General features: G+C 65.7%; 20 protein-coding genes and 1 pseudogene. 12 read left to right on the forward strand and 9 right to left on the reverse strand.

The annotated features are described in order from the left end of the window. Window positions 1-284: 284 nt before the first annotated feature. Window positions 285-968 (forward strand): GntR family transcriptional regulator, encoded by a 684-nt coding sequence (locus ABD907_RS14825; RefSeq protein ID WP_345217292.1) that lies wholly within the window; start codon window positions 285-287, stop codon window positions 966-968. Between the two features lie 28 nt (window positions 969-996). Here the strand turns inward: ABD907_RS14825 and ABD907_RS14830 are convergent, their stop codons facing one another. The 3 genes from ABD907_RS14830 to ABD907_RS14840 form a co-directional block, all read right to left on the reverse strand. Beyond that, entirely contained in the window at window positions 997-2,415 is a 1,419-nt protein-coding gene (locus ABD907_RS14830) for a GntP family permease (RefSeq protein ID WP_345217044.1), read from the reverse strand. 102 nt (window positions 2,416-2,517) lie between these two features. Beyond that, window positions 2,518-3,495 carry a 3-hydroxyacyl-CoA dehydrogenase family protein gene (locus tag ABD907_RS14835; protein ID WP_345217045.1) on the reverse strand — a complete coding sequence of 326 codons (978 nt, stop codon included), beginning with the start codon at window positions 3,493-3,495 and terminating at the stop codon, window positions 2,518-2,520. Window positions 3,496-3,561: 66 nt separating this feature from the next. After that, window positions 3,562-4,482 carry a sugar phosphate isomerase/epimerase family protein gene (locus ABD907_RS14840; protein ID WP_345217046.1) on the reverse strand — a complete coding sequence of 307 codons (921 nt, stop codon included), beginning with the start codon at window positions 4,480-4,482 and terminating at the stop codon, window positions 3,562-3,564. 205 nt (window positions 4,483-4,687) lie between these two features. Between ABD907_RS14840 and ABD907_RS14845 the strand changes: the two genes are divergently transcribed. From ABD907_RS14845 to ABD907_RS14855, 3 genes are read left to right on the forward strand one after another with little or no spacing between them, the layout of a single operon-like run. After that, a complete protein-coding gene (locus ABD907_RS14845) occupies window positions 4,688-6,397 on the forward strand; it encodes a dihydroxyacetone kinase family protein (protein ID WP_345217047.1) in 1,710 nt (569 codons plus the stop codon). Window positions 6,398-6,409: 12 nt separating this feature from the next. Next, window positions 6,410-6,868 carry a ribose-5-phosphate isomerase gene (locus tag ABD907_RS14850; protein WP_345217048.1) on the forward strand — a complete coding sequence of 153 codons (459 nt, stop codon included), beginning with the start codon at window positions 6,410-6,412 and terminating at the stop codon, window positions 6,866-6,868. Between the two features lies 1 nt (window position 6,869). Further along, window positions 6,870-7,631, forward strand: coding sequence for a triose-phosphate isomerase (locus ABD907_RS14855; RefSeq protein ID WP_345217049.1), 762 nt, complete (start codon window positions 6,870-6,872; stop codon window positions 7,629-7,631). A gap of 236 nt (window positions 7,632-7,867) precedes the next feature. On the opposite strand, the gene ABD907_RS14860 is transcribed toward ABD907_RS14855, so the two are convergent. Then, window positions 7,868-8,575, reverse strand: coding sequence for a GntR family transcriptional regulator (locus ABD907_RS14860; protein ID WP_345217050.1), 708 nt, complete (start codon window positions 8,573-8,575; stop codon window positions 7,868-7,870). Next, the gene (locus tag ABD907_RS14865) at window positions 8,565-9,410 is read right to left on the reverse strand and encodes a Rossmann-fold NAD(P)-binding domain-containing protein (RefSeq protein ID WP_345217051.1); all 846 of its coding nucleotides are present in this window, start codon (window positions 9,408-9,410) and stop codon (window positions 8,565-8,567) included. The genes ABD907_RS14860 and ABD907_RS14865 overlap by 11 nt, the downstream gene beginning before the upstream one ends. 744 nt (window positions 9,411-10,154) lie before the next feature. Between ABD907_RS14865 and ABD907_RS14870 the strand changes: the two genes are divergently transcribed. Then, the gene (locus tag ABD907_RS14870; RefSeq protein ID WP_345217052.1) at window positions 10,155-10,445 is read left to right on the forward strand and encodes a hypothetical protein; all 291 of its coding nucleotides are present in this window, start codon (window positions 10,155-10,157) and stop codon (window positions 10,443-10,445) included. 372 nt (window positions 10,446-10,817) lie between these two features. Here the strand turns inward: ABD907_RS14870 and ABD907_RS14875 are convergent, their stop codons facing one another. Further along, window positions 10,818-11,051: a hypothetical protein gene (locus ABD907_RS14875; RefSeq protein WP_345217053.1), complete on the reverse strand. Its 234-nt coding sequence runs from the start codon at window positions 11,049-11,051 to the stop codon at window positions 10,818-10,820. Between the two features lie 297 nt (window positions 11,052-11,348). Here ABD907_RS14875 and ABD907_RS14880 point away from each other — a divergent pair, with 297 nt between their 5' ends. The 4 genes from ABD907_RS14880 (at window position 11,349) to ABD907_RS14895 (ending at window position 15,500) form a co-directional block, all read left to right on the forward strand. Further along, window positions 11,349-12,884 (forward strand): extracellular solute-binding protein, encoded by a 1,536-nt coding sequence (locus ABD907_RS14880; RefSeq protein ID WP_345217054.1) that lies wholly within the window; start codon window positions 11,349-11,351, stop codon window positions 12,882-12,884. Window positions 12,885-12,952: 68 nt separating this feature from the next. Beyond that, the gene (locus ABD907_RS14885) at window positions 12,953-13,951 is read left to right on the forward strand and encodes an ABC transporter permease (protein ID WP_345217055.1); all 999 of its coding nucleotides are present in this window, start codon (window positions 12,953-12,955) and stop codon (window positions 13,949-13,951) included. Between the two features lies 1 nt (window position 13,952). Beyond that, window positions 13,953-14,861, forward strand: coding sequence for a carbohydrate ABC transporter permease (locus ABD907_RS14890; RefSeq protein ID WP_345217056.1), 909 nt, complete (start codon window positions 13,953-13,955; stop codon window positions 14,859-14,861). A gap of 9 nt (window positions 14,862-14,870) precedes the next feature. Beyond that, window positions 14,871-15,500 carry a DUF624 domain-containing protein gene (locus ABD907_RS14895; RefSeq protein ID WP_345217057.1) on the forward strand — a complete coding sequence of 210 codons (630 nt, stop codon included), beginning with the start codon at window positions 14,871-14,873 and terminating at the stop codon, window positions 15,498-15,500. A 58-nt stretch (window positions 15,501-15,558) separates the two neighbouring features. On the opposite strand, the gene pdxA is transcribed toward ABD907_RS14895, so the two are convergent. The 3 genes and pseudogenes from pdxA to ABD907_RS14905 all read right to left on the reverse strand — a co-directional run bounded on the left by pdxA (window position 15,559) and on the right by ABD907_RS14905 (window position 18,703). Next, on the reverse strand, window positions 15,559-17,127 hold the full coding sequence (gene pdxA / locus ABD907_RS14900; RefSeq protein ID WP_345217058.1) for a 4-hydroxythreonine-4-phosphate dehydrogenase PdxA: 1,569 nt from the start codon (window positions 17,125-17,127) through the stop codon (window positions 15,559-15,561). Between the two features lie 147 nt (window positions 17,128-17,274). Then, a pseudogene (locus ABD907_RS21125) lies at window positions 17,275-17,934 on the reverse strand (four-carbon acid sugar kinase family protein); the annotation flags it as partial. Further along, the gene (locus tag ABD907_RS14905; RefSeq protein WP_345217059.1) at window positions 17,921-18,703 is read right to left on the reverse strand and encodes a DeoR/GlpR family DNA-binding transcription regulator; all 783 of its coding nucleotides are present in this window, start codon (window positions 18,701-18,703) and stop codon (window positions 17,921-17,923) included. The gene ABD907_RS14905 and the pseudogene ABD907_RS21125, both read right to left, overlap by 14 nt. Before the next feature lie 120 nt (window positions 18,704-18,823). Here ABD907_RS14905 and ABD907_RS14910 point away from each other — a divergent pair, with 120 nt between their 5' ends. From ABD907_RS14910 to ABD907_RS14920, 3 genes are read left to right on the forward strand one after another with little or no spacing between them, the layout of a single operon-like run. Beyond that, complete coding sequence (locus ABD907_RS14910; RefSeq protein WP_345217293.1) at window positions 18,824-19,945, forward strand: sialidase family protein; 1,122 nt, start codon at window positions 18,824-18,826, stop codon at window positions 19,943-19,945. After that, the gene (locus ABD907_RS14915; protein WP_345217060.1) at window positions 19,942-20,904 is read left to right on the forward strand and encodes an aldo/keto reductase; all 963 of its coding nucleotides are present in this window, start codon (window positions 19,942-19,944) and stop codon (window positions 20,902-20,904) included. The genes ABD907_RS14910 and ABD907_RS14915 overlap by 4 nt, the downstream gene beginning before the upstream one ends. Window positions 20,905-20,919: 15 nt before the next feature. Beyond that, complete coding sequence (locus ABD907_RS14920; RefSeq protein WP_345217061.1) at window positions 20,920-21,690, forward strand: HpcH/HpaI aldolase family protein; 771 nt, start codon at window positions 20,920-20,922, stop codon at window positions 21,688-21,690. Window positions 21,691-21,793: the final 103 nt, after the last annotated feature.

Below are 21,793 nucleotides of genomic sequence, written 5' to 3' on the forward strand. Positions count from 1 at the left end.
CTCCGGACGTTAGTCAGGTAGGTTGCAGATTGTCAACGATATATCGTTTGCGATGCTGCGATCGCGAGCCGTCTGCTTCGAGGCCCGCACCGGCGGCACTCGCGGCACCGACAAGATCGGCACAAAACCGCAGGACGGACGGCGAACTCGCCGAACGCTGGCGGGAACATCGCCGAGAGAGACCGACAGGTCGATGATCGAGAGGGGCACGAGATGAGGCGACGACGGAGGGCCCGCCCGCGCGATGTCACGGGCAGCGCGGCTAGCGTGTCGACGTGGACGCTATGAGCCGGCCGACGACATCGCTCGAGACCATTCCCCCACGCACGACGCTGAGCGACTACGTGGTCCGGATCCTGCGCGACAAGATGGCCCGCGGCGAGCTGCGCCCGGGACAGCACTTGCGCGAGGCCGAGCTCGCGACGGCGCTCGACGTCAGCCGGGGCCCGGTGCGCGAGGCGCTGGCACTGCTCGAGGCGGAGGGGCAGGTCGAGATCCGCCGGCACCGCGGCGCCTTCGTCAGCGTGCTGACCCAGCAGGACGTCGAGGAGGTGCACACGCTGCGCGCCGCCATCGAGGCGCTCGCGGGCGAGCGTGCGGCCACCCGGCTGACCAGCGGCCACCTCGCCGAGATGGACCGGGTGCTCGAGGCGATGAAGATGACCTCCGGCAGCGTCGAGCCGCAGGAGGCCGTACGGCTCGACCTGGCGTTCCACGACGTCATCTACGACGCCGCCGACCACGTCCGCCTGCTGCGTGTGTGGACCTCGATCCGCAGCCAGGTCTCGTTCTTCCTGCACACGCGGAACATCAACTTCCCCGACTTCCCCACGGTCGGGTATCCGGAGCACCACGAGCTCCGGATGGTGCTCAGCGAGGGCGATCCGCAGGCGGCGCGGGCGGCGGTGGAGAAGCACATGAGCGGCGCCTACTCCCGCCTGCGTCAGCTGGAGCTGCCCGACCGCTGATCCGCGACGCGCGGCGCAGTCGCGCGGCCTACGCCGCGATGGCGAAGACCAACCAGCTCAGCCCGAACCCGCAGAACCCGGTCGCGGTGGCGATCACCGTCCAGGTCTTCAGGGTGGTCAGAGTGTCGAAGCCGCAGAAACGGCCGATGAGCCAGAAGCCCGAGTCGTTGACGTGGGAGAACGTGATCGATCCGGCGGTGATGGCCACCACGATCGCGGCTAGCGCGATCCCGCTCAGGCCCAGCTCTGCCACGGCTGGCGCCATGATCGAACCGGCGGTCGTGGCCGCGACCGTGGCGGAACCCTGGGCGACCCGGAAGGCGACCGCCACCAGGAAGCCGGCGAGGATGACCGGTAGGCCCGCCTCGTCCAGGCCGCCGGCCACCAGGCCGCCGATACCAGTGGCGGTCAGGACCTCGCCGAACGCGCCGCCGGCACCGGTGATGAGGATGATCGAGCAGACCGGCGCGAGGGCCTTGTCCACCAGGTCCTCGAGCACACCACCGACGGCGCGGCCGCTGCGCGGACGGACGTAGAGCAGCCACATGGCCACGAGGGCGGTGATGAGCAGGGCGATGGGTGTGGCGCCGACGAGCTCGGACAGGCGGAAGAAGACGTTCTCCTGGTCCAGGGCGCCGGTCTCGGTGAGGGTGGTCAGCAGGGTGTTGAAGAAGATCAGCACCAGCGGCAGGAGGAGGCAGAAGATGATCACGCCGAAGCCCGGCCGCTCGTCCTCGTCCGTGTCCTCAGGCTCTCCGAGGAGGTTCGGCACGGGCATGTTCGGGTAGCGCCTGGCGATGACGAGGCTCAGCCGGTAGCCGGCGAGATACCAGGTGGGCAGGCCCACGAGCAGCGCGACGAGCACCACCAGCCCCACGTCCGCGCCCATCACGGTCGCTGCCGCCGTCGGGCCGGGGTGGGGCGGGGTGAGCGCGTGCATCATGAGGAACGCGCCGATGGAGGGCAGGACGTAGAGCATGAAGGAGCCGCCGAGCCGCCGAGCGACGGTGTAGATGATCGGCAGCATGACGATGAAGCCGGCATCGAGGAAGATCGGGAACGCGTAGAAGAGCGAGGCGACGGCGAGCGCAAGCGGCGCCTTCCTCTCCCCGAACGTCCGAAGCATCCTGTCCGAGAGCACCTGCGCGCCGCCGGAGACTTCGACCAGCCGCCCCAGCACCGCGCCGAAGCCGACCAGCAGGGCGACCTCACCGACCGTCGAGGAGAACCCCTCGACGACGACGTCCACGACGTCACCGATTCCGATCCCGCCGGCCAGCGCCGTCAGGATGCTGACGACGGCGAGGGAGAAGAACGCGTGCAGCCGCACCTTGATGATGAGGACGAGCAGGAGGGCGATCGCCGCGACGGCGATCGCGACGAGCAGGCCGGTGGGCCGGTCGGCGAGGACGAGGTCGTCCTGCGCCGCGAGGAGCATGCCGGGCATGGGGCACCTTCGGTGGGTGGGTCAAGGGGTCGTGCGAATGCCGCGTCGCGAGCGCGACGCAGCCGGGTCCCGGAGCGAGCGCTCCGGGACCCTACGTCTGTGTCAGTTCTCCGGGTCGGCGCCCTTGGGTGCGGGACCGAGCTCGCGGAGCAGGTCACCCATCCGCGAGTAGGCCTTGTTCCGGTAGGCGATGAGCTCGGCCCTGGTCTCGTCGTCGAAGTCCCCGGTCAGGCCCTTGCCGTTCTTCACACCCTTGCGGCCGGCCGCGACGGCGTCCTTGATCAGCTGTGGCGTGGCGAGGCGCTCGCCGTAGGCGTCCGCGAGCGTGCCGAAGGCGTTCTCGTACACGTCCAGGCCGGCCTGGTCCGCGATCGCGAAGGGGCCGAAGAAGCCGAGACGGAAGCCGAACGTGGTCCGCACGATCGTGTCGACGTCGTCCACGGTCGCCACGCCCTCCTCGACGACGGCGGTCGCCTCCTTCAGCAGGGCGTACTGCAGCCGGTTCAGCACCATTCCCGGAGTGTCCGCCACTTGCGCGCCCTCACGGCCGGCTCGCGCGAGGAGGTCCTTGACGGCCTCGACGACGTCCGGCGTCGTCGACTCTCCGGCGACGAGCTCGACGCCGGGGATGAACGGTGCCGGGTTGGAGAAGTGCACGGTGAGGAACCGCTCGGGGTTGGTCACCGCCGGGACGAGGACGTGCACGGGGATGGAAGAGGTGTTGGTGCCGATAATGGCGTCCGGACGCGCGTGCGCACTGATCGTGGCGAGCACCTCGCGCTTGACGTCCGGCCGCTCGAAGACGGCCTCCTCGATGAAGTCCACGTCGGCGACGGCCTCGGCGACGGTGCGTCCCGCCCGCAGGTTGCCGCGGATCTTCTCGGTGCTGCCGGGCTCGTAGAGCCCCTGGTCCTCGAACTCCTGGGCCTCCTGGAGGAGCCGCTCGAGGCCCCTGACGGAGGCGTCGACGTCGACGTCCACGATCTCGACGGACATGCCGGCGAGCGCGAGGCTCTGGGCGATGCCGCCGCCCATGTACCCCGCCCCGACGACGGTCACGGTGGAAATGGTCCTGCTCATGTCGGTCTCCTCGAATGGTGCGTGGGGCGGCTGGTGCCGCGGCGTCGTGGCGGGGATGGACGTGCCCTACCGGAGGGCGGACTGCAGCACCTGCCGGATGTAGTCGCGGTTCTCGGCGCAGACGCCGATGGAGTCGCTGCCGTAGTGCTCGCAGCAGAACGGGCCGCTGTACCCCAGCTCGAGTGCTCTGCGGATGACGGCGCGGTAGTTGATCACGCCGTATTTCAGCGGCATCGGGGCGGAGGAGTAGGAGCCGGTCTGCGGGTCCTCGTCGCGGGTGTAGTTCTTGATGTGCCAGAAGTTCGAGTACGGCAGCACCTTCTCGAACATCTCGGTGTACGGCGGCATCGGCCGGTGCAGACGGATGAGGTTTCCGAGGTCCGGGTTGAGGCCGACGGCAGCGTGATCGACGTCGGTCACGAACCGCACGGCCTCCTCGGGGGTGCCGACGTAGGTGTCCTCGTACATCTCCAGGCTGAGCTGCAGGCCGTTCTGCTGCGCGTGGTCGCCCAGCTCCCGGACCCGCTGGATGGCCAGCGGGCGCAGCTCGGGGTCGTCCACGTGCCCGTCGGCGAGCCAGAACCACAGGGCCTTCTGCTGAGCGGGCGTCAGCGCCTGCATGAACCCGGTGTTGACGACGCTCGCGCCGAAGTCGGGCGCGAGATCCATCAGGCGGTGCGCGATCCGGAGGTTCTCCTCGCCCTTCTCGAGGTCCACGACGCTGCTGCGCGTCATCGAGATGGACGAGACGGCGAGACCCTCGTCGGCGAGGACACTGTGGAACTCCTTGACGCGAGCGTCGGAGAGCTTCCCGAGTGGGACCCAGGCGTCGGTGGGATCGATGTGGTCGAAACCCAGCTCGCGCACCTGCCGCAGCTGGCCGGCCCACACTGACGCGGGTGCGTCCTCGATCGGCGTCCCGTCGGGCGCGGTGCTGCCGAACGAGAGCATGTTGCACGCGATCGGCCAGCTGTCTGCGGTATACATCCGGATCCTCCGTCTGGTAGTTCCCTATACGATATTGGGTGATGGTGACCGTACGTCAACGCAGCCCCAGGGGCCGAGCCGCGAGCAGCCTCTCTCCATGGACGATTGCGGGGCGGCGCGCCGCGAGGACTACCGTCAGTAGCGACCGATCAGCACGAGCCCGGTCCCCGGTGGGCCGCCGGCCGACGATGCCCGAGGGACGACCATGACCTACCTGATCAACAACGCCGCCGACTTCGCGGCCGAAGCCGTGCGCGGGTTCGCGGCCGCGCACCCGCAGTACGTCACCGCCGTGCACGGCGGAGTCGTGCGCTCCACGGAAACTCCTCCCGGCCAGCCGGCGCTCGTCGTCGGCGGCGGGTCCGGGCACTACCCGGCGTTCGCGGGCTGGGTGGGTCCCGGGATCGGTCACGGCGCCCCGTGCGGCAACATCTTCTCGTCGCCGTCGGCCTCGCAGGTGTACTCGGTCGCCCGTTCGGCGGAGAACGGCGGCGGCGTCATCCTCGGGTTCGGCAACTACGCGGGTGACGTGCTGCACTTCGGCGCCGCCGCGGAGAAGCTGCGCGCCGAGGGCATCGACGTGCGCATCGTCATGGTCAGTGACGACATCGCCTCCAACACCGCGGACAAGCACCGGGACCGGCGCGGCATCGCCGGGGACCTGCCCGTGTTCAAGATCGCCGGGGCGGCGATCGAAGCGGGGGCCGACATCGACGAGGCCGAGCGGGTGGCGTGGAAGGCCAACGACGCGACCCGCTCCTTCGGCCTCGCCTTCGACGGCTGCACGCTGCCCGGTGCCGAGGAGCCGCTGTTCCACGTCGAGGACGGCCAGATGGCCATCGGCCTGGGGATCCACGGCGAGCCGGGCGTCGAGGACGTACCGATGGGCCGGGCCGACGAGGTGGCCGATCTGCTCTTCGACGGGGTCATGAACGAAGCCCCCGAGGGCCACGGCGACCGAGTCGCGGTGCTGCTCAACGGGCTCGGCACGGTCAAGTACGAAGAGCTCTTCGTGGTCTACGGCCAGATCGCCGACCGGCTCGCCGAGCGTGGTCTGAACGTCGCACGCCCGGAGGTCGGCGAGTTCGTGACCAGCCTCGACATGGCGGGCCTGTCGCTGACCGTCGTCTTCCTCGACGACGAGCTCGAGCGGTTTTGGCTCGCGCCGGCCGACACTCCCGCGTATCGCCGCGGCGAGGTGGCCGGCGAGCGCACCGAGCGCACGAGCGTCTACGAGGTCGGTGAGGAGCCGGTGCCCGAGGCGAGCGAGCCCTCGCGCGAGCTGGCCGGCCGTCTCCGCGACGTGCTCGCGCTGTTCGAGCAGGTGTGCGCGGACAACGAGCACGAGCTCGGCCGGCTCGACGCCGTGGCGGGGGACGGCGACCACGGCGCCGGGATGCGTGCTGGCTCCCACGGCGCGGCGGCCGCCGGGCAGACCGCGATCGAGCGCGGGGCCGGTGCCCGCACCGTGCTCGTGCACGCCGGTACGGCGTGGTCGGAGTCGGCCGGCGGGACCTCCGGCGCCCTGTGGGGCGCCGCGCTGACCGCCGCCGGCGGGGCCTTCGAGGACTCCGACGGCGCGGACGAGCGCCGCAAGGTCGCCGCCATCGTCGCCGCCGTCGACGCCGTCCGCCGCCTGGGCGGGGCGCAGGTGGGCGACAAGACCATGATCGACGCCGCCGTCCCGTTCGTGGATACCCTGCAGGGGGAGTTCGACCGGACGGGTGACCTGGCCGCGTCCGTGGCCGCGGCCGCCTCGGCCGCTCGCGAGGCGGCGGACAAGACCGCGGACCTCACCGCTCGCCTGGGTCGTTCACGGGTGCTGGGCTCGAAGAGCGTGGGCACGCCGGACCCCGGTGCCGAGTCGTTCACGCTGCTCGCGACCGCACTCGCCGACCATCTCGGCGACCACTGAAGGAGAGACACCATGGGACAGCGCATCGTCGTCGGCGGGGACAGCGCCGGCTACAGCTACAAGGAAGCCATCAAGAAGGACCTCGAGGCGGACGACCGGGTCGAGGCCGTGATCGACGTCGGCGTGATCGGCTCCGAGGATGAGACGTACTACCCGAACGTCGCCATCGAGGCGGGCGAGAAGATCACCGCCGGTGAGGCGGACCGCGCCCTGCTGATCTGCGGCACCGGCCTAGGCGTCGCGATCTCGGCCAACAAGGTCAAGGGCGTGCGGGCCGTCACGGCGCACGACATCTACTCCGTGCAGCGCTCGGTGCTGTCCAACAATGCGCAGGTGCTGTGCATGGGAGAGCGCGTCGTCGGCCTCGAGCTGGCCCGCACGCTCGTCAAGGAGTGGGTCGGCCTCGAGTTCGACCCCACCTCGAGCTCCGGCCCCAAGGTCGACGCCATCGACGCCTACGAAGGCCTGTGATGTGACCACCTGGGTCGGCACCAGCTGGAAGATGAACTTCTCCCTCGCCCAGGCGCGGGACTACGCCACCGGCCTCGCCGCGGCGCTCGCGGAACGGCCCGAGCTCACGAGCGGCATGCAGCCGTTCGTCATCCCGCCGTTCACGGCCCTGACGACGGTCCGTGACGCGCTCGGCGCCGCCGGCGGCCCGGGCGGCGTCCTGCTCGGGGCGCAGAACGCGCACTGGGAGGACGCCGGTGCCTGGACCGGCGAGGTCTCCGTCCCCCAGGTGGCGGACGCCGGGGCCCGCCTGGTGGAGATCGGTCACTCCGAACGGCGTCAGCACTTCGCCGAGACGGTGGAGAGGACCCGGTTGAAAGTTCGTGCCACGCTGCGGCACGGCCTCGTGCCGCTGCTCTGCGTCGGCGAGCCGGCCGAGGTCCGCGACGACGGCGGTTCGACCGAGTACATCCTGGACCAGGCCCGCGGCGCGCTGGAGGGCCTCGAGGGGGCGCCTCTCGGCGACGTCCTGCTGGCCTACGAGCCGATCTGGGCGATCGGCGAGCACGGCCGCCCGGCCACCGAGGACGAGCTCGCCGAACCCATGGCGGCGCTCCAGGCCGAGTACGGCGGACGTGTCCGTGCCGTGCTCTACGGCGGCTCGGTCAGCACCGACAACGCGGGGCCGCTGCTCGGCGTGCCCGGCGTCGACGGGCTGTTCGTCGGACGCACCGCCTGGAACCTCGAGGGCTACCTCAGGCTGCTCGAGATCGCCGCGTCCTGAGAGGAAGTTCGCGACGCCCGACCCACTTCGTGCCGATTCGTCATCCGCGTGCCGATTCGTCATCCGCACCCGAACATCGCACGCACGACGCCGGGACCCGCCGCCGTCGCACCGTGGCCCACGAGCCGCCGAACGAGAGTGCTGATCTCGTCGTCATAGCGCCAACATCAACACTCGCGTCGGCCGATCGTCACCGGTTCTCGACGAGCCGACCGGGGCGCAGGAAGAAGACGCGATCAGGACTCGGCGTCGCTCAAGGTGCGCTCCCGGACGGCGAGGATGTGGACGCGCATCGTCTCGGCCACCTCGTCGGCGTCGCCGGCCTCCATGGCTCGCAGGATGCGTTCGTGCTCGGCGACCGCCAGCTCGGCGTCGACGTGGTGGTGCTCGACGAACTGGCGCAGGCGCTGGCCGTGGACGGAGATGTGGCGGGCCATCTCGATGAAGAACCGGTTGCCGGTTGCCTGGAAGATGGCGTCGTGGAAGGCCCGGTCGTCCGCCAGGTAGTCGCTCAGATCCTTCACCGAGGCGTCCCCCTCGGGCGCGTCAACCAGTGCGGCACCGTGGTCGCGCTGCTCCTCGAGCACCCGTCGCAGCTGCGGGACGAGCGACTCCCGGTGCGCCACGGCACGGCGAGCCGCGCCCTCCTCGAGCAGAACGCGCGCGTCGAACAGCTGCTCCATGGCCTCCCGGGACATGGGCGGTGCGACCTTGTAGCCACGCAGCGCCGTCCGCGTGACCAGACCGGTGGACTCGAGCTGGACCAGCGCCTCGCGGACCGGCGTCGGCGAGACGCCGAGCTGGACCGAGAGAGGATCGATACCGAGGGCCTCCCCCGCCCCGAGATGGCCGTCGACCAGCATCTCCAGCAGGGCGTCGTAGACCTCGTCACGCAGCGCCCGGCGGGAGGCCCGGAACGGGGTCGAGGCGCTACTAGATGACATAGGGCAAGCCTACGGCCCAGAGTTGCGCGTACCGCGCCGGCCTCGGGTGATCACCGGGGCTCGGGAAGAGCGCTGGGGTAGCGGCGCGCTTGCCTGCTCGCTCCAGGCCCCCGACGGTCCGCTCGACCACCTCGCCCCACGGCGTCGCCTCGATGCCGAAGGTCTGCGTGGTCTCCGAGGCGTCGAGCACGTAGGGGCGGTCCCACTGATAGAGCAGCTCGTCCAGCTCCCGCATCAGCGGCACGAACGGGTAGCTCAGCCGGAGCAGACCTCGCGGGATCCGCACGATCCGCGGCCGGCGCGCACCGGCGACCTCCGCGACGTCGGTCAGGGCGCTGCGCACGGTGACCGCCGGCGGTGACGGCACGTGCCACGCCTGCCCCCAGGCGCGCTCGTCGGTGGCGACGGCCGCCAGGGTCGCCGCCACGTCGGGGACGTAGCTGAAGCTGTGCGGGACGTCGGGGTCTCCGAAGGAGAAGACCGGTCGGCCACGCCGGGCGGAGTCGGCGTAGAGCACGAGCATGCCGTTCCAGGGCGAGAGCACGCCCATGTAGTCGGAGGCACGCACCTCGGTCGCCCGGATCCGGCCGGCCTGGTGAGCGGCGAGCGCCTCCTGCCACATCCGCGCGCGGAGCCGGCCCATGTGCCCGGGGGCCGAGAGCGGTAGGTCGCGGGTGATCTGCCCGTCCACAGGCCCGTACCCGTAGAGGTTGCCCATGACGGTCAGAACCGCACCGGTGTCTTCCGCGGCACGGAGCAGCGAGGCGGCGAGCGGCGGCCACTGCCTCTCCCAGTGCTGGTAGGACCAGCCCGGACCTCGTGGAGGTGAGGTCATGAGCCGAGCTGTACGACGCCGCGCTTCGGCTGCGCGCGGCACGAGAGCGCCATCCCCTTCCGCGCACCGTGTACGCGCCGATCCTGCCGCCGACCTCAGCCGTCGCACTCCACCTCGACCCCGACGGGACCGCTCATCTCGCAACGGCGACAGGCCACCAAGCCACCGCGGATCCGGAACACACCTTCGCCGCACTTGCCGGTTGCGGTGTCGGGCTGAGGCAGACCCACCGGACCTTGGTGGTCGCCCACCGGCGCGACCGGACCACCTCGACCGCCTGGCGCGCAGCGGAGTGCATGGCGCGCCCGGGACGCAGCCGCCGTCGTCGACTTGTGGGTCCAGCGAGCAGACCACCCCGGCAGCGGCGCAACGTGTGTGTACTCACCGAAGCGGCCAGGGCCCGATACGCCATCGGCACTGCCCCGGAGGCCGACAACCACCTACGCACATGGCGCGTCCGGCCGAGACTGGCGCACCGCCGACTCCAGGACCGAGGCCGCACTCGGGCTCGCCACGCGCAGCGACCACGCCGAGGCCTACGCCTCGCTCCTCCTGGTCGACCCCCTCGTCGCCTCACGCGCCATCTACACCGGTGAGGTCCTCACGGGCACCGTGACCGCCGCCCCAGACCGAGGCGTCTACGTCATCGCCGCGAGTCACCCACTCACCCGATTCCGACAGGATCAGAAGGTCACCGGCTGGATCGGACCCCCGAGTCTGGGCGCGAAGAGCCGGAAGCACCTCGTGCGCAACGCCGTCGTCACCGCCACCAGCATCAACGCCCGAGGCGACCTGCAAGTGACCATCGGTAAAACCGTCTGCACCGGCGCGCGAGTCGGACAGCGACTCCTCGACGTCGGCGCGACAGTCACCCTACGCCCTGCACGCACCGACCTGTTCATGCAGCAGCGCGCTTGCACCGCATTGCGACGGCGGTACACCCACGACGGCAACTGGCTTGCCGGACGCGGCCGGCAAGAACCGAAACGGCGGGACGTCCCCCTCGACATCGTCATCGCCGCGGCCGAAGACTGATCGCAATGGCCTATATCTGGTAGCCAGTTAGGGGCCTTGTCTGTGATCGACGCGTGCGGTGGCAGATGACGGTTGCGGTCAGGAGCACGCCGCCGAGGAAGGTCAGTGCGCACTAGTCGTAGCGGGTGGCGACCGCGCGCCACTGCTTGAGCCGGTTGAGCCGCGTTTCGTCGGTGTTGCGGTCGTTGCAGAGACGGTTCCAACTTCGGTGGTCTGCTGCCGGCTGGTCCATTCGGGGGCACAGGTTCGAGTTGCCCCGCCCTGGCCTTGGGGCCGAGCAGGATCTTCACGGGGGCCCAGCCAAGGTCAGGTCAATGCGTGGACATCCTGGCCAGGCCGCCCCGTGAGCGCCGGAGCGCGTGATCATCGGGCTCACGGACCTGGCGGGGCGGGCGCCGGCAGCGTGTTGATGGCCCGCACGCCGGTCGAGCCCACCGCCAGCAGCTCAGCCAGGTCGTCGGTGTCGTCACCGAGGTGCTCGCGGACCGCGGCGAAGAGGCGTTCGCAGGTGCCATCGCTGGACCAGCGCAGGTGGCGTTCGGCCACCGCCTGCCAGTGCCCGAACGCCTCGGGCAGGACCGCATCGTGTGCTGGATGGCCTCGCACGTCAGCGCAGATGCCGCAGAAGGGACACAGAAGTGACCATCACCGTCCCCGAGCTTGCCTTCCCCGCTGACACGAAGGGCAAGAGTGACGGTTCCAACCTCGCCCCGACCGACAAGCGTGCCGGCTGCGCGAAACATGCAATCAGAGGGCAGAACCGGTCGACACGGTGCGCAGTTCATGCAACCATGGCGCGACGCGCCGATCGTTCCGGTCCGGACTACTGGCCAGCGGCGCTCTCTGGGCTGTGCGTCATGCATGCGGACAAGCGGCTCGCTCACAGGTAACGAAGGAGTGCTGATGAGGAAGACACGGTTGGCAGCTGCCGCCACGGCTGCCGCAATTCTGCTTGCTGCAGCGGCGTGCTCGACCGGGGGCGGCAACGTCGAGGCGTCGGGCGACGGGAGCGAGTTCACGTACCGGATCCCTGATCGGTTCAAGAACTGGTTGGAGGACAACAGATGGAACGAGCCGCTTCAGGAAGGCGCGGGCGTCGAGGTCAATTTGGTCGCCGGCGGACCCGAAGACCGCCACTACGAGCAACTGGACCTCATCCTCGGTGACGGAACCCTCGAGGACGCAACCGTCGCCACCATGGCCCAAGCCCAGGTGTACGGACGCCAGGGAGCACTACTGGATCTCGCCCCGCTAATCGAGGAACACGCTCCGAATCTTCAACGGTATATCGAAGAGAACCCCGACTACCGCAACCTGGTCCAGAACACTGATGGCAGCATCTACGGACTTGTAAACGAGTACCCCAGGATCTCGATCCTTTCCTTCTACCGTCAGGACATGTTCGAGGAGGCCGGCATATCGAGTGCACCCACCTCGGTCGAGGACTTCACCGAGGCGCTACGGAACCTCAAGACCACCTTCGGTGACGACGGCAACTATTACCCACTCGGCGGACGCGACGACTTCATCAACTATCAGTACGCGTTTGGTGCTAACGATAGAATCGATAAAGAGACGAATGAGGTCCACGGAATCTACGAGTCGGGGCACGGGTTAGACATCCATGCAGACGGCTTTCGCGACATGATCGAGTGGTACAACGCACTCTATGAAGAACGGCTGATCGACCCGGAGTGGGTGCGGGGGCAGGCCACAGAAGAGACCTGGCAAACACAGATGCTAACAGGGGCTATATCGGTTTCAAACGACTTCTTCACACGACCCTTCTGGTTCATGACAAATGCAGACCGTGACACGTACCCTGACTATCAGATGGCGACCATGCCCGCACTGAAGAATGATGGCGAACAGATGTACCAGCCAGCCGAACCGCGATATAACACCGAACGCGTCTTCGTAGCGAGCGCCAACACGGACAACTCCCTCGCCATAATCAAATTCTTGGACCATCTGTACAGCGAAGAGGGACAGCGCACCTACCATTACGGGGTCGAGGGTGAGTCGTACGAGGTCGTCGACGGTGAGCCTGAGTACATCGTCGAATACGAGGAGAACACCGATCAGGATGTCGGCACTCCTGTGTGGAACTTCATGCAGGACCGCCTCACTTATCCGGCCCCGGTGAACGACGATGCCTTCTACAAGTGGCAGGATGACTTCACGAAGGACTTCGCCTCAGACTACTTCGAGAATTATCTCGTAGAGTATCCAGTGTTGCAATACACCCCAGAGCAACTCGAGGAACGGACCCGCCTTCTAGCTTCTGTAGAACCCTTCGTCGATGCCCAGCTTGTCGAATTCGTTAGTGGTGACACGCCACTGAGCGAGTGGAATAGTTTTCTGCAGGAGGCCGATGCAATGGGTTATCGCGACATCACCGCGATCGACCAGGAAGCCTGGGATGCGCAGCGCTCCTAGGCTCTGACGCCAGAAGAATCGAGCGAATGAGACTGGCTCGAGCCCACGGACGATCGACGAGGTTGACAATGAAACAGACAGCTCCGCCGAGGGAGCGGCTCGCGAACGCGGCGGTCTCGGAGGCAGTTGGAAAGTCAGCGCCTGTGCCGCGAAAGGCAACGACCTGGCAGCGCGTGAAGAAGAATAAGGTCCTCTTCCTCATGTTGGTTCCGGGTCTGATTCACCTTGTGCTCTTCAAGCTCGGCCCGGTCGGAGCGCTCGTCATCGCATTCCAGGACTTCAGCACGTTCCTAGGCATCACGGGAAGTGAGTGGGTCGGCCTCGAGAACTTCAGGCGCTTCATGGAGGACCCCATGATCGGGCGACTGATCGCGAATACGGTCATTCTCGCCGTGCTCGTCCTGTTTGTAAGCTTCCCGATCCCGCTGGTCTTCGCGCTCATGCTCAACGAGGTACGGCTCCGGTGGCTCCGAAGGTCGGTCCAGACAATAAGCTTCATCCCGTATTTTGTGTCGTCCGCAGTGCTAGTCAGCATCATGTACACGCTGTTCTCACCCAACGGCGGCGTTGTGAATGTCGTCCTCGAAGCCTTCGGTCGAGAGAGCATATCCTTCTTCACCGAGCCGGCCTGGTTCCGGCCCCTCTACACGTTCATGCACGTCTGGCAGAACTTCGGCTACTCGGTAATCATCTACATGGCTGCAATGTCGGCGATCGATCCGACCCTGTACGAGGCCGCAGATATTGACGGCGCAGGACGCTGGCGCAAGATCCTGAACATCACCATTCCCAGCATTTCGACCATGATCGCGGTGATGTTGATCCTAAACGTCGGCCAGATTCTGACGATTGATCTCGATAGGATCCTCCTTATGTACAACCCGGCGGTTTACTCCACAGCTGACGTCATCCAGACATATGTATACCGGCTGGCCTTCGCGTCGGAAGGGTTCCCGGATTATAGCTATGCCGCGGCCGTAGGGCTCATCCAGGGTGCCATCGCCTTCGTCCTCGTTCTGCTAACGAACAAGGCGTCGCAGAAGTTCACTGACTCGAAGGTGTTGTGAAATGATTACTACGCGGGTACCTGAGATGCGACGCCGGCATCGGGACTGGTCGCTATTCGGTGTAGTGAACGGATTCCTACTCATCCTCGCTGCGGCCGTATGCATCTATCCGTTCATGTACATCGTCGCAGTGGCGGCGTCTGACGGAAATGCGGTCCTCCAGGATCAGGTGGTTCTGTGGCCGGTTGACCTCAATGTCGAGACCTTTCGATACATTCTCGCCAATGAACGCCTCGGTGTCCTCAGAGCATTACTAAATTCGATCGGATACACGGTGGCTGGCACCGTTGTCGCAGTCGTTCTCACATATTCCGTCGCGTATCCGCTATCGAAGCCAAGACTGCCGGGCCGCACGTTCATCATGATTACGTTTGTCGTTACCTGGATCTTTGAGGCGGGCATCGTGCCGGCCTACATCGTGAACAGTCGACTCGGTTTGGTTAACAATGTTCTGATCATGGTCTTGCCGCTGGCAATCAGCACCTTCCTACTGATTGTCACAAAATCCTTCATCGAGTCGATACCTACGGAACTTGAAGAGTCAGCATACATGGATGGCGCGAACGACCTTCAGATCCTGCTCCGTGTCTACCTGCCGCTCTGCAAACCGGTGATCGCCACCATCGCAATCTTCTACGCCGTGCAGACCTGGAATCAGTTCCTATGGCCACTGATCTACTTGAGAGATGCCTCGCTGCAGCCCATCCAGGTCGTCTTGTACCGGTTGCTCCTGGCATCAGGCGACCAGTCCCTGAACTTCGAACGGACAATATCGAACGGGTTCCTTGTGATCCCTGAGAACATCAGGGCGGCGACCATGGTCTTTGCGATCGTCCCCGTCCTCATCTTTTACCCGTACGCGCAGCGGTACTTCAACAGAGGTATCCTCGTAGGCGCAGTCAAGGGCTGAGGAGCACAGGTGCTTCAGGGACTTGTCACGAGCGGCACTGCATGGGTCAGCCGTCTTGCGCTGCTGAACCTGCTCTGGCTGGCCGCGAGCCTAGCAGGGCTCGGCGTCTTCGGCGTCTTTCCAGCGACATTGGCCGCCTTTCAGCTTGTGCGCGACTGGAGACATAGACCCAAATCCGCCGAGCAGCCCTATGTGCGGCGTTACCTCAAGCTGGTGTTGGATCGGGCGGCTTCCGGAAATCTGTGGGGCTACGGCGTCCTCGCCGTTGGATACGTGATCTACGTCGGAATCTCAGTGGCAGCGACCGCTGATTACCTAGCGTTGCGTATCCCGGTTCTCGGGTTGTTGATAGCGGCCGGCATGGCACTTCTTAGCGTGGTTGTCCACCTACCCTTCATGTTGGCGCATGTTGAGGCGTCGTGGCGGCATCTGATCCGGGCCAGCTTGTTCTATGGATTCACCCATCCGCTCGGAACGATGCTGGTGGTCGCCTCTGGTTTGGCCCTTTCGTTTGTCTTCGGTCGGTGGCCGGCTCTCGCGTTCTTCTTCACCATCTCGCCGATGGTGATGCTGACGGTGTCGATTGACCTTGTCGGCTACCAGAAGTTGCAGTACCGGGCCACGGCTGCTTCTCGCTGATGTGCAGCGTCTATGGTTCGACCACGATCCGCGGACGTCTGTGCGGGGGCTTAGTCACTCACTCTCGAGCTGCCGAAGGCTCACGACGCCGGTGGCTGATCTCTCGACGGCCACGGCTCATCGTAGCTGCCTGACGGATGGCTTCGACCATGCTGGCTGGGTCGGCAACGCCGCGGCCGGCGATGTCGAACGCGGTGCCGTGGTCAACGGACGTCCGGATCACGGGGAGTCCGACAGTGACGTTGACGCCAGCGTCGATTCCAAGCACCTTGACGGGACCATGCCCCTGGTCGTGGTACATCGCCACAACGAGGTCGTAGTCACCACGAGATGCCAGGAAGAACGCGGTGTCCGCCGATAGCGGGCCCTCGACGGCGAGACCGTCGGACTGCATGCGTGAGATCGCTGGCACGATCTTGCTTTCTTCTTCACCGTACCCGAACAGGCCATTCTCCCCTGCATGTGGGTTGATGGCGCACACCGCGATACGGGGGCACACGATCCCTGCCTGGACCATGGCATCGTGCCCGCGGCGCGTAGTCCGTTCGACCAGGCCTGGCTCGATCTTGTCGATCGCATCGATCAGCCCGATGTGTGTCGTGACATGAACGACGTTCACCTTAGGCGTGGAGAGCAGCATTGATACCTCATCAACACCGCAAAGCTCGGCGAGCAATTCGGTATGCCCTGGGTAGGCATGACCGCCGAGATGTAAGGCCTTCTTGTTGATCGGCGCAGTGCAAATCGCATCGATCCGTTCGCTCACCGCGAGTTCAGCAGCGTGCTTGATGTACTGATAGGCAGCTTCCCCTGCGGCGCCAGAAATCTGTCCCCATGAGAGCGACTCAGGTAGCAGGTCGAGGTCGACAACATGTACGCGTCCGAGGCCAATGTCGAACTCCTCGGGGGAAGAAATGGGCACGAATGTTGGCTCCAGCCCGCAAACACGTGCAGCCTTCCGCAGGCGGGAGATGTCACCGATTACAAATGGGCGTAGCGAGCTGTCAGACGAGAGTTCCAAGATGGCACGCAAGCATATTTCTGGACCTATGCCGGCCCCGTCCCCCATCGAGACGGCGATGAGCGGGGTGGTCTGGGTTTCCGAAGCAACAGGCAACGGCGTCTCACTTTCGTTCACTTGAGCTGGGTTGGTGGCCGGTCTGTTGAGGTGGTCGAGAATCAAGGACAGCGACGTCCCGTCGGTGAAGCTCCCCGGTCGCAGCACGATGTCTCGGCGGGAGCTGCCGCGCAGCGCGACCGCTCCGACGTGGAACTGATCGGTGACGGCGAGCACCGCGGATTCGTCACCTTGGTTCGCCAGCCGGGTCAAGGTGGCATGGGCCGTCTCGCCACCGAGAATGACCACCGCGGTTTCTGGAGGTGCTTGCTGCAGGGCCGCCGTCGCGATCTCGGCGAGTCGGACGGACGCCTGCAGATTTCGCCTCCCGCGCTCGATTAGGGCGGTAATAACAACCGTGCCACCATCACTCAGCATCCGGCTCGCGGTATCGATGGCGTCTGACGGAGACAAGGCTCGCCTCGTGGACTTCCGTGCGGCGATGTCGACCTGCAGGTGCCGCTCGGCAGTGGTGACCGCTTGCGCCTCGTGGCGGGCGGCGGGGTCCATGGTGCCGAGCACAACGAGAGTTGCGGAACCGTGTTGGATCGTCCGTGGCGCGGTGACATTCGTATGTACGCCAACCAGATCAGTGCCGCCGCGCGGTCCGGCTTCATGACAGCGCCCTAGGGTCTGCCCCAGTGCGGCTCGCAGCAAGGCCGAACTACCCACCAACACGTGTCCCGAGGCTGCACGCACGATCGCAGCAAGGTCGCCATCCGTAGCGGCGTCACATGCAGAGACGAGTCCGCCAACCGCGTTGGAAGTGAGCACTCTCGAAAGGTCTGGGGATCGCACGACGTCGAGCGCGACTACTGTGATCGGTAGGTCATACGTAGCGAGGCCAGCCAGGTGCGGGGGCGCGGAGACGCCCTCTGCCTTCCAGGCAGGACTGTCTCGGAGGACGCGGCCGTTCACCGTGAGTTCGCCGTTTGTGACCACGCGCCGACGGGCCGGGAGCGCCGGACAGAAGACCACAGGTCCACGCCGCCGGGCTGCACTGAGCATGGATCCGACGGGCCCGCGGAGCTGGGAATCGACTTTGAAGAAGCAGTTCCGATTGCCAACCGTGGCTAATGCGCGGATCAGGACATGTGTCGCCGTGGCTCCAGGCTCGTCACGAATACTCAGGTCTATCGCGAGCGGGGATTGGGGCGCTGGGTCGAGGGCGACGCCGAGGCTGAGTCGAGCGCCGCCGAAGACCTCGTAGAGCACCCCTGCTGACTCGGCCGCGCCCGTGAGGTCGTCTGCGAGCACGGTGGCGGGTTGGCTGGTTAGGTACCCGAGATTCTCGGGGAGTCCGTTACCGGGTGCCATTATCGGCAGCCAATACCACGTCCACCCCTGCGGCGCGGAACTGATCTATTACGCCAGGGTCTGCGTCTGTGTCAGTAACGAGCGTCCACTGAGCGCCCAAATGCGTCCATGCGTCGAACGGCTCGTGGTTCAACTTCGCCGCGTGGGCGAGTACGTAGACGGCGCGACTTCGGGCGGCCACAAGCTCCTTGAATCGCGTCTGTTCCAGGTCCGCCTCACAGAGGCCGTACCGGGCCGAGACACCGTCGGCGCTGACAAATGCGATGTCGAACGTCATCCGGCTGACGGACATCTCGGCCAGCGGCCCGACGAAGCCGCCACTGAGCGGCCGCAGCCGGCCACCTATGCACTGCACTCGTAAGCACTCGCTCGACTGTAGGTGCGTCAGGACGGGCAAACTAGATGTAGTCACGTCTGCTTCGACTGCCGAAGTCGCAAGTTCCCGAGCCACCATGGCGATGGTCGAGCCTGCGTCCAGAAAGGCAGAGTCCGCATCGCCGACGAGTTTCGCGCAATGAGCAGCGATGGCTCGCTTGGCGTCTAGAGCCTCGTTGCGACGCTGCAGCAGGGAGGTCTCAGGAAGGTGGGACGTCGAGATGGCTCCACCGTAGGTCCGTGCTAATCGCCCGCTCGCACTGAGCACGGCGAGATCCCGCCGGATAGTCGAAGCCGTGACGCCGAACCGCCTGGCCAAGTCATCGACGCTCGCCAGCCCGAGCTCGGTCGCCATATCGAGGATCGCCTCGCGGCGTGTTTCCGACGCTCTCATTGCGGACGACTCACCCTCCGGATCGACTCGCTAACGGTACGAGCCCACCCTAACTGATGTGCGTGTTTCGTGCTACTCTAGCTGCGCGAAAAGCGCAACTTAGGAGGCGAGTTGGCCCAGATGAACACACGTCCCAAAGGGGTTCTGGTCCCCACACCATGTCCCGAGAACCACGCATCCTTCCTCCATCGGCTACCGGACGAACGACTCGCAGTTGCCTGGTTCGGTGGCTCGCGAGAGGGTCGGCCCGACGTTAGGATCTACTGGTCCGTGCGCGAGATGGGTACATGGGGGAAGGCCGAACAGCTGTCGCCGGACACAGACGGCTCCGACCAAAACCCAGTTCTTGCGAGCCTTCCAGGAGGTGAGTTGTGGCTGCTTTACACGTCGCAGCACCTAGGCGCGCAGGACACGGCGAGGGTCATGCGCCGCGTGTCTCTGGACAATGGCCTGACCTGGAGCGAGCCGGCGGCGCTTCTTGAGAAGACGGGCGTGTTCATACGACACGACCTGATCGTGCTCTCGGACGGGACTCTGCTACTTCCCGCCTTCCATTGCACCGTCCTGCCGGGAAGGCAGTGGCACGGAGACGCAGACACCAGCGTCGTATTGCGCAGCACCGATCAAGGCCGCACTTGGGACGAAGTCGAGGTGCCTGCCAGCGTCGGCGCCGTGCACATGAACATTGTGCCCTTCGAGGATGGAGGGCTGGTGGCATTCTTCCGGTCGCGGTGGGCTGACTACGTCTACCGGAGCGAATCCAACGACGGCGGTCAGACATGGACGCCACCCAGCCCCCTCGACGTGCCCAACAACAACTCGTCCATCCAGGTGCGCGCGGCTCCTGAGTACGGTCCTGACACCCTCGTGGCGGCACTTAACCCAGTCCAAGCCCCTCCTGGGAGTGAGCATGGCGATCCCGCTCGATCCACTGACCCTGGAAAGCTCATTGCCCCGGGCGAGACCACACCGATCGACCGTCATGCCGTGTGGGGACCGCCGCGCATCCCGTTGTCGCTCTTGCGTTCGGATGACCGAGGAATCACCTGGGTGCATGTTGTGGATTTTGAACAAGCAGGACAGGTCCCAGAAGAAGATCTCCGCGCCGCGAGCGACAAGCGTAAGAACGAGATGAGTTATCCCTCCGTGATAGTCGTCGGTAGAGAGGTCCACGTGACTTACTCATACAATCGGCTGGCGATCAAACACGTGATCGTGGGCCCCGAGACGGTGGCAAAATGAACCCCGAGGTGACGCTCCCCGATGGCCGAGTGGTCCTCGGCACGATGACGTTCGGAGACTCGATCGGTGAGTCTGACGCCGCATCCGTCTTGGACATCTACCTCTCTGCTGGTGGGCGCCACGTCGACACCGCGAACGGGTACGCGGGTGGCGCCAGCGAAGAGATCCTTGGCAGTCTCTTGCGCGGTCGGGACGACTTGTTCGTTGCGTCCAAGGTGGGCATCCCACATCCCGACTCCGAGGGATTCCCACCATTGTCCCGCGAGGCTATCCTCAGGAGCATCGACGGAAGCTTACGTCGGCTGGGTCGCGACCAGATCGACCTCTACTACCTTCACCAGCCCGACCCGGACACACCGATTCTGGAGACACTCGAGACCCTCGCTGGCCTACTCCAGGAGGGACGGATTCGCAGCTGGGGCCTTTCCAATTTCGCCTCGTGGCAACTTGTGGATCTCGCGAACAACGCCTCTTCGATCGGGCTCGCTGCCCCGCTTGCGAGCCAGCAGATGTATAACGCGATCTGCCGGAAGATTGAGGATGAGTTCGTCGCAGCCGCAAAATACGCTGCCACCCCGATAATCGCATACAACCCACTTGCCGGTGGACTGCTCACCGACCGTCACCGGTATGAGAACAAGCCTCAGCATGGTCGGTTCGGCGAAGGTCGCCTCGGAGCGATGTACATAGAACGATACTGGGACCCCCGGATATTCGAGGCAATCGACCGTCTGCGAACGGTCGTTGGACGGTCCGGATTGTCGATGGCCGAGCTGTCACTGCGCTGGCTGCTCAGCAAACCCCAAATCTCAGGCCTCCTCGTCGGAGGCTCTCAGACAAACCACGTCGCCGAGAACCTTGACATGGCAGCGAAGGGCCAACTCGACGCCGAACTCGTCTCAGCCGTGGACGCGATCGGCAACTGGCTGGCCGGGCCGGTACCCCATTACAAGCGGTAATCGAAGGGAAACGTCTTGCAAAATCTATCCGCCCGATTCAGGCGACGTGAACGGGTCATCGGATATTGGTCGGTCCTCGACGCTCCCGTAGCAGTTGAGTGGCTCAGCACTGTCGGCTATGACTACATTGCGGTCGACGCCCAACACGGGCTGCTCGGCTATTCCGGGATGCTTGCCGATCTCATGGCTGTGGATGCTGGCGCGCAGAAGACCGGAACGGTTGGACTTGTCCGCGTGCGCGCGAACACCCCAGCCGATATCGGCGTCGCACTCGACGCCGGCGCGAGCGGCGTCATCGTCCCGATGATCAACAGCGCCGAAGAGGCAAAGGCAGCCGTGGCGTCTGCCATGTATCCGCCCTTCGGGGAGCGCTCTTTCGGCCCTATGCGCTCCCGCCTTCGAATCGGTCCTGAGCCTGCCGTCGCGAACGCGAATGTCGCTGTCCTCGTGATGATCGAGACCGCCCGTGGGCTCGACCACCTCCCGGAAATCGCTGCAGTCCCAGGCATCTCGGGTCTCTACGTCGGCCCGTCAGACCTCGCACTTGGCCTGGGAGCGTCCCACCCCAAGGACCCAGCCGTTGCGGACGACTTCGAGCGAGCCCTCGTACAAGTCCGTGACGTTGCGAGCGAGGTGGGAATCGCGGCTGTCATCCACACACCTGACGGACGAACTGCGCATCGCCGGCTGGCCCAAGGATTCACGGGCGTCACTATTGCGAGCGATCTGACGCATCTCGAGGCGGCAGCTCGTAACCACCTCACGATTGCATCGGCCACCGAGTAGGACTCCGGTCCAGCCAGGCAATCCAGTCGTCGCTGACAACTGCGCTGTACTCGTGAGAATTGTCGAAGATCATCTTCTGGGAGCGCCGTGATCCCGCCGTAGG

Source organism: Georgenia halophila (genome assembly GCF_039541595.1).

Excerpts from the sequence above, each read along its gene's own strand:
- ABD907_RS14885 (WP_345217055.1), top strand. The coding sequence starts at position 12,953 with ATGAAACAGACAGCTCCGCCGAGGGAGCGGCTCGCGAACGCGGCGGTC.
- ABD907_RS14830 (WP_345217044.1), bottom strand. The coding sequence starts at position 2,415 with ATGCCCGGCATGCTCCTCGCGGCGCAGGACGACCTCGTCCTCGCCGAC.
- ABD907_RS14860 (WP_345217050.1), bottom strand. The coding sequence starts at position 8,575 with ATGTCATCTAGTAGCGCCTCGACCCCGTTCCGGGCCTCCCGCCGGGCG.
- ABD907_RS14880 (WP_345217054.1), top strand. The coding sequence starts at position 11,349 with ATGAGGAAGACACGGTTGGCAGCTGCCGCCACGGCTGCCGCAATTCTG.
- ABD907_RS14865 (WP_345217051.1), bottom strand. The coding sequence starts at position 9,410 with ATGACCTCACCTCCACGAGGTCCGGGCTGGTCCTACCAGCACTGGGAG.
- pdxA (WP_345217058.1), bottom strand. The coding sequence starts at position 17,127 with ATGGACCCCGCCGCCCGCCACGAGGCGCAAGCGGTCACCACTGCCGAG.
- ABD907_RS14910 (WP_345217293.1), top strand. The coding sequence starts at position 18,824 with ATGAACACACGTCCCAAAGGGGTTCTGGTCCCCACACCATGTCCCGAG.
- ABD907_RS14850 (WP_345217048.1), top strand. The coding sequence starts at position 6,410 with ATGGGACAGCGCATCGTCGTCGGCGGGGACAGCGCCGGCTACAGCTAC.
- ABD907_RS14840 (WP_345217046.1), bottom strand. The coding sequence starts at position 4,482 with ATGTATACCGCAGACAGCTGGCCGATCGCGTGCAACATGCTCTCGTTC.
- ABD907_RS14845 (WP_345217047.1), top strand. The coding sequence starts at position 4,688 with ATGACCTACCTGATCAACAACGCCGCCGACTTCGCGGCCGAAGCCGTG.
- ABD907_RS14835 (WP_345217045.1), bottom strand. The coding sequence starts at position 3,495 with ATGAGCAGGACCATTTCCACCGTGACCGTCGTCGGGGCGGGGTACATG.
- ABD907_RS14905 (WP_345217059.1), bottom strand. The coding sequence starts at position 18,703 with ATGAGAGCGTCGGAAACACGCCGCGAGGCGATCCTCGATATGGCGACC.
- ABD907_RS14890 (WP_345217056.1), top strand. The coding sequence starts at position 13,953 with ATGATTACTACGCGGGTACCTGAGATGCGACGCCGGCATCGGGACTGG.
- ABD907_RS14825 (WP_345217292.1), top strand. The coding sequence starts at position 285 with ATGAGCCGGCCGACGACATCGCTCGAGACCATTCCCCCACGCACGACG.
- ABD907_RS14915 (WP_345217060.1), top strand. The coding sequence starts at position 19,942 with ATGAACCCCGAGGTGACGCTCCCCGATGGCCGAGTGGTCCTCGGCACG.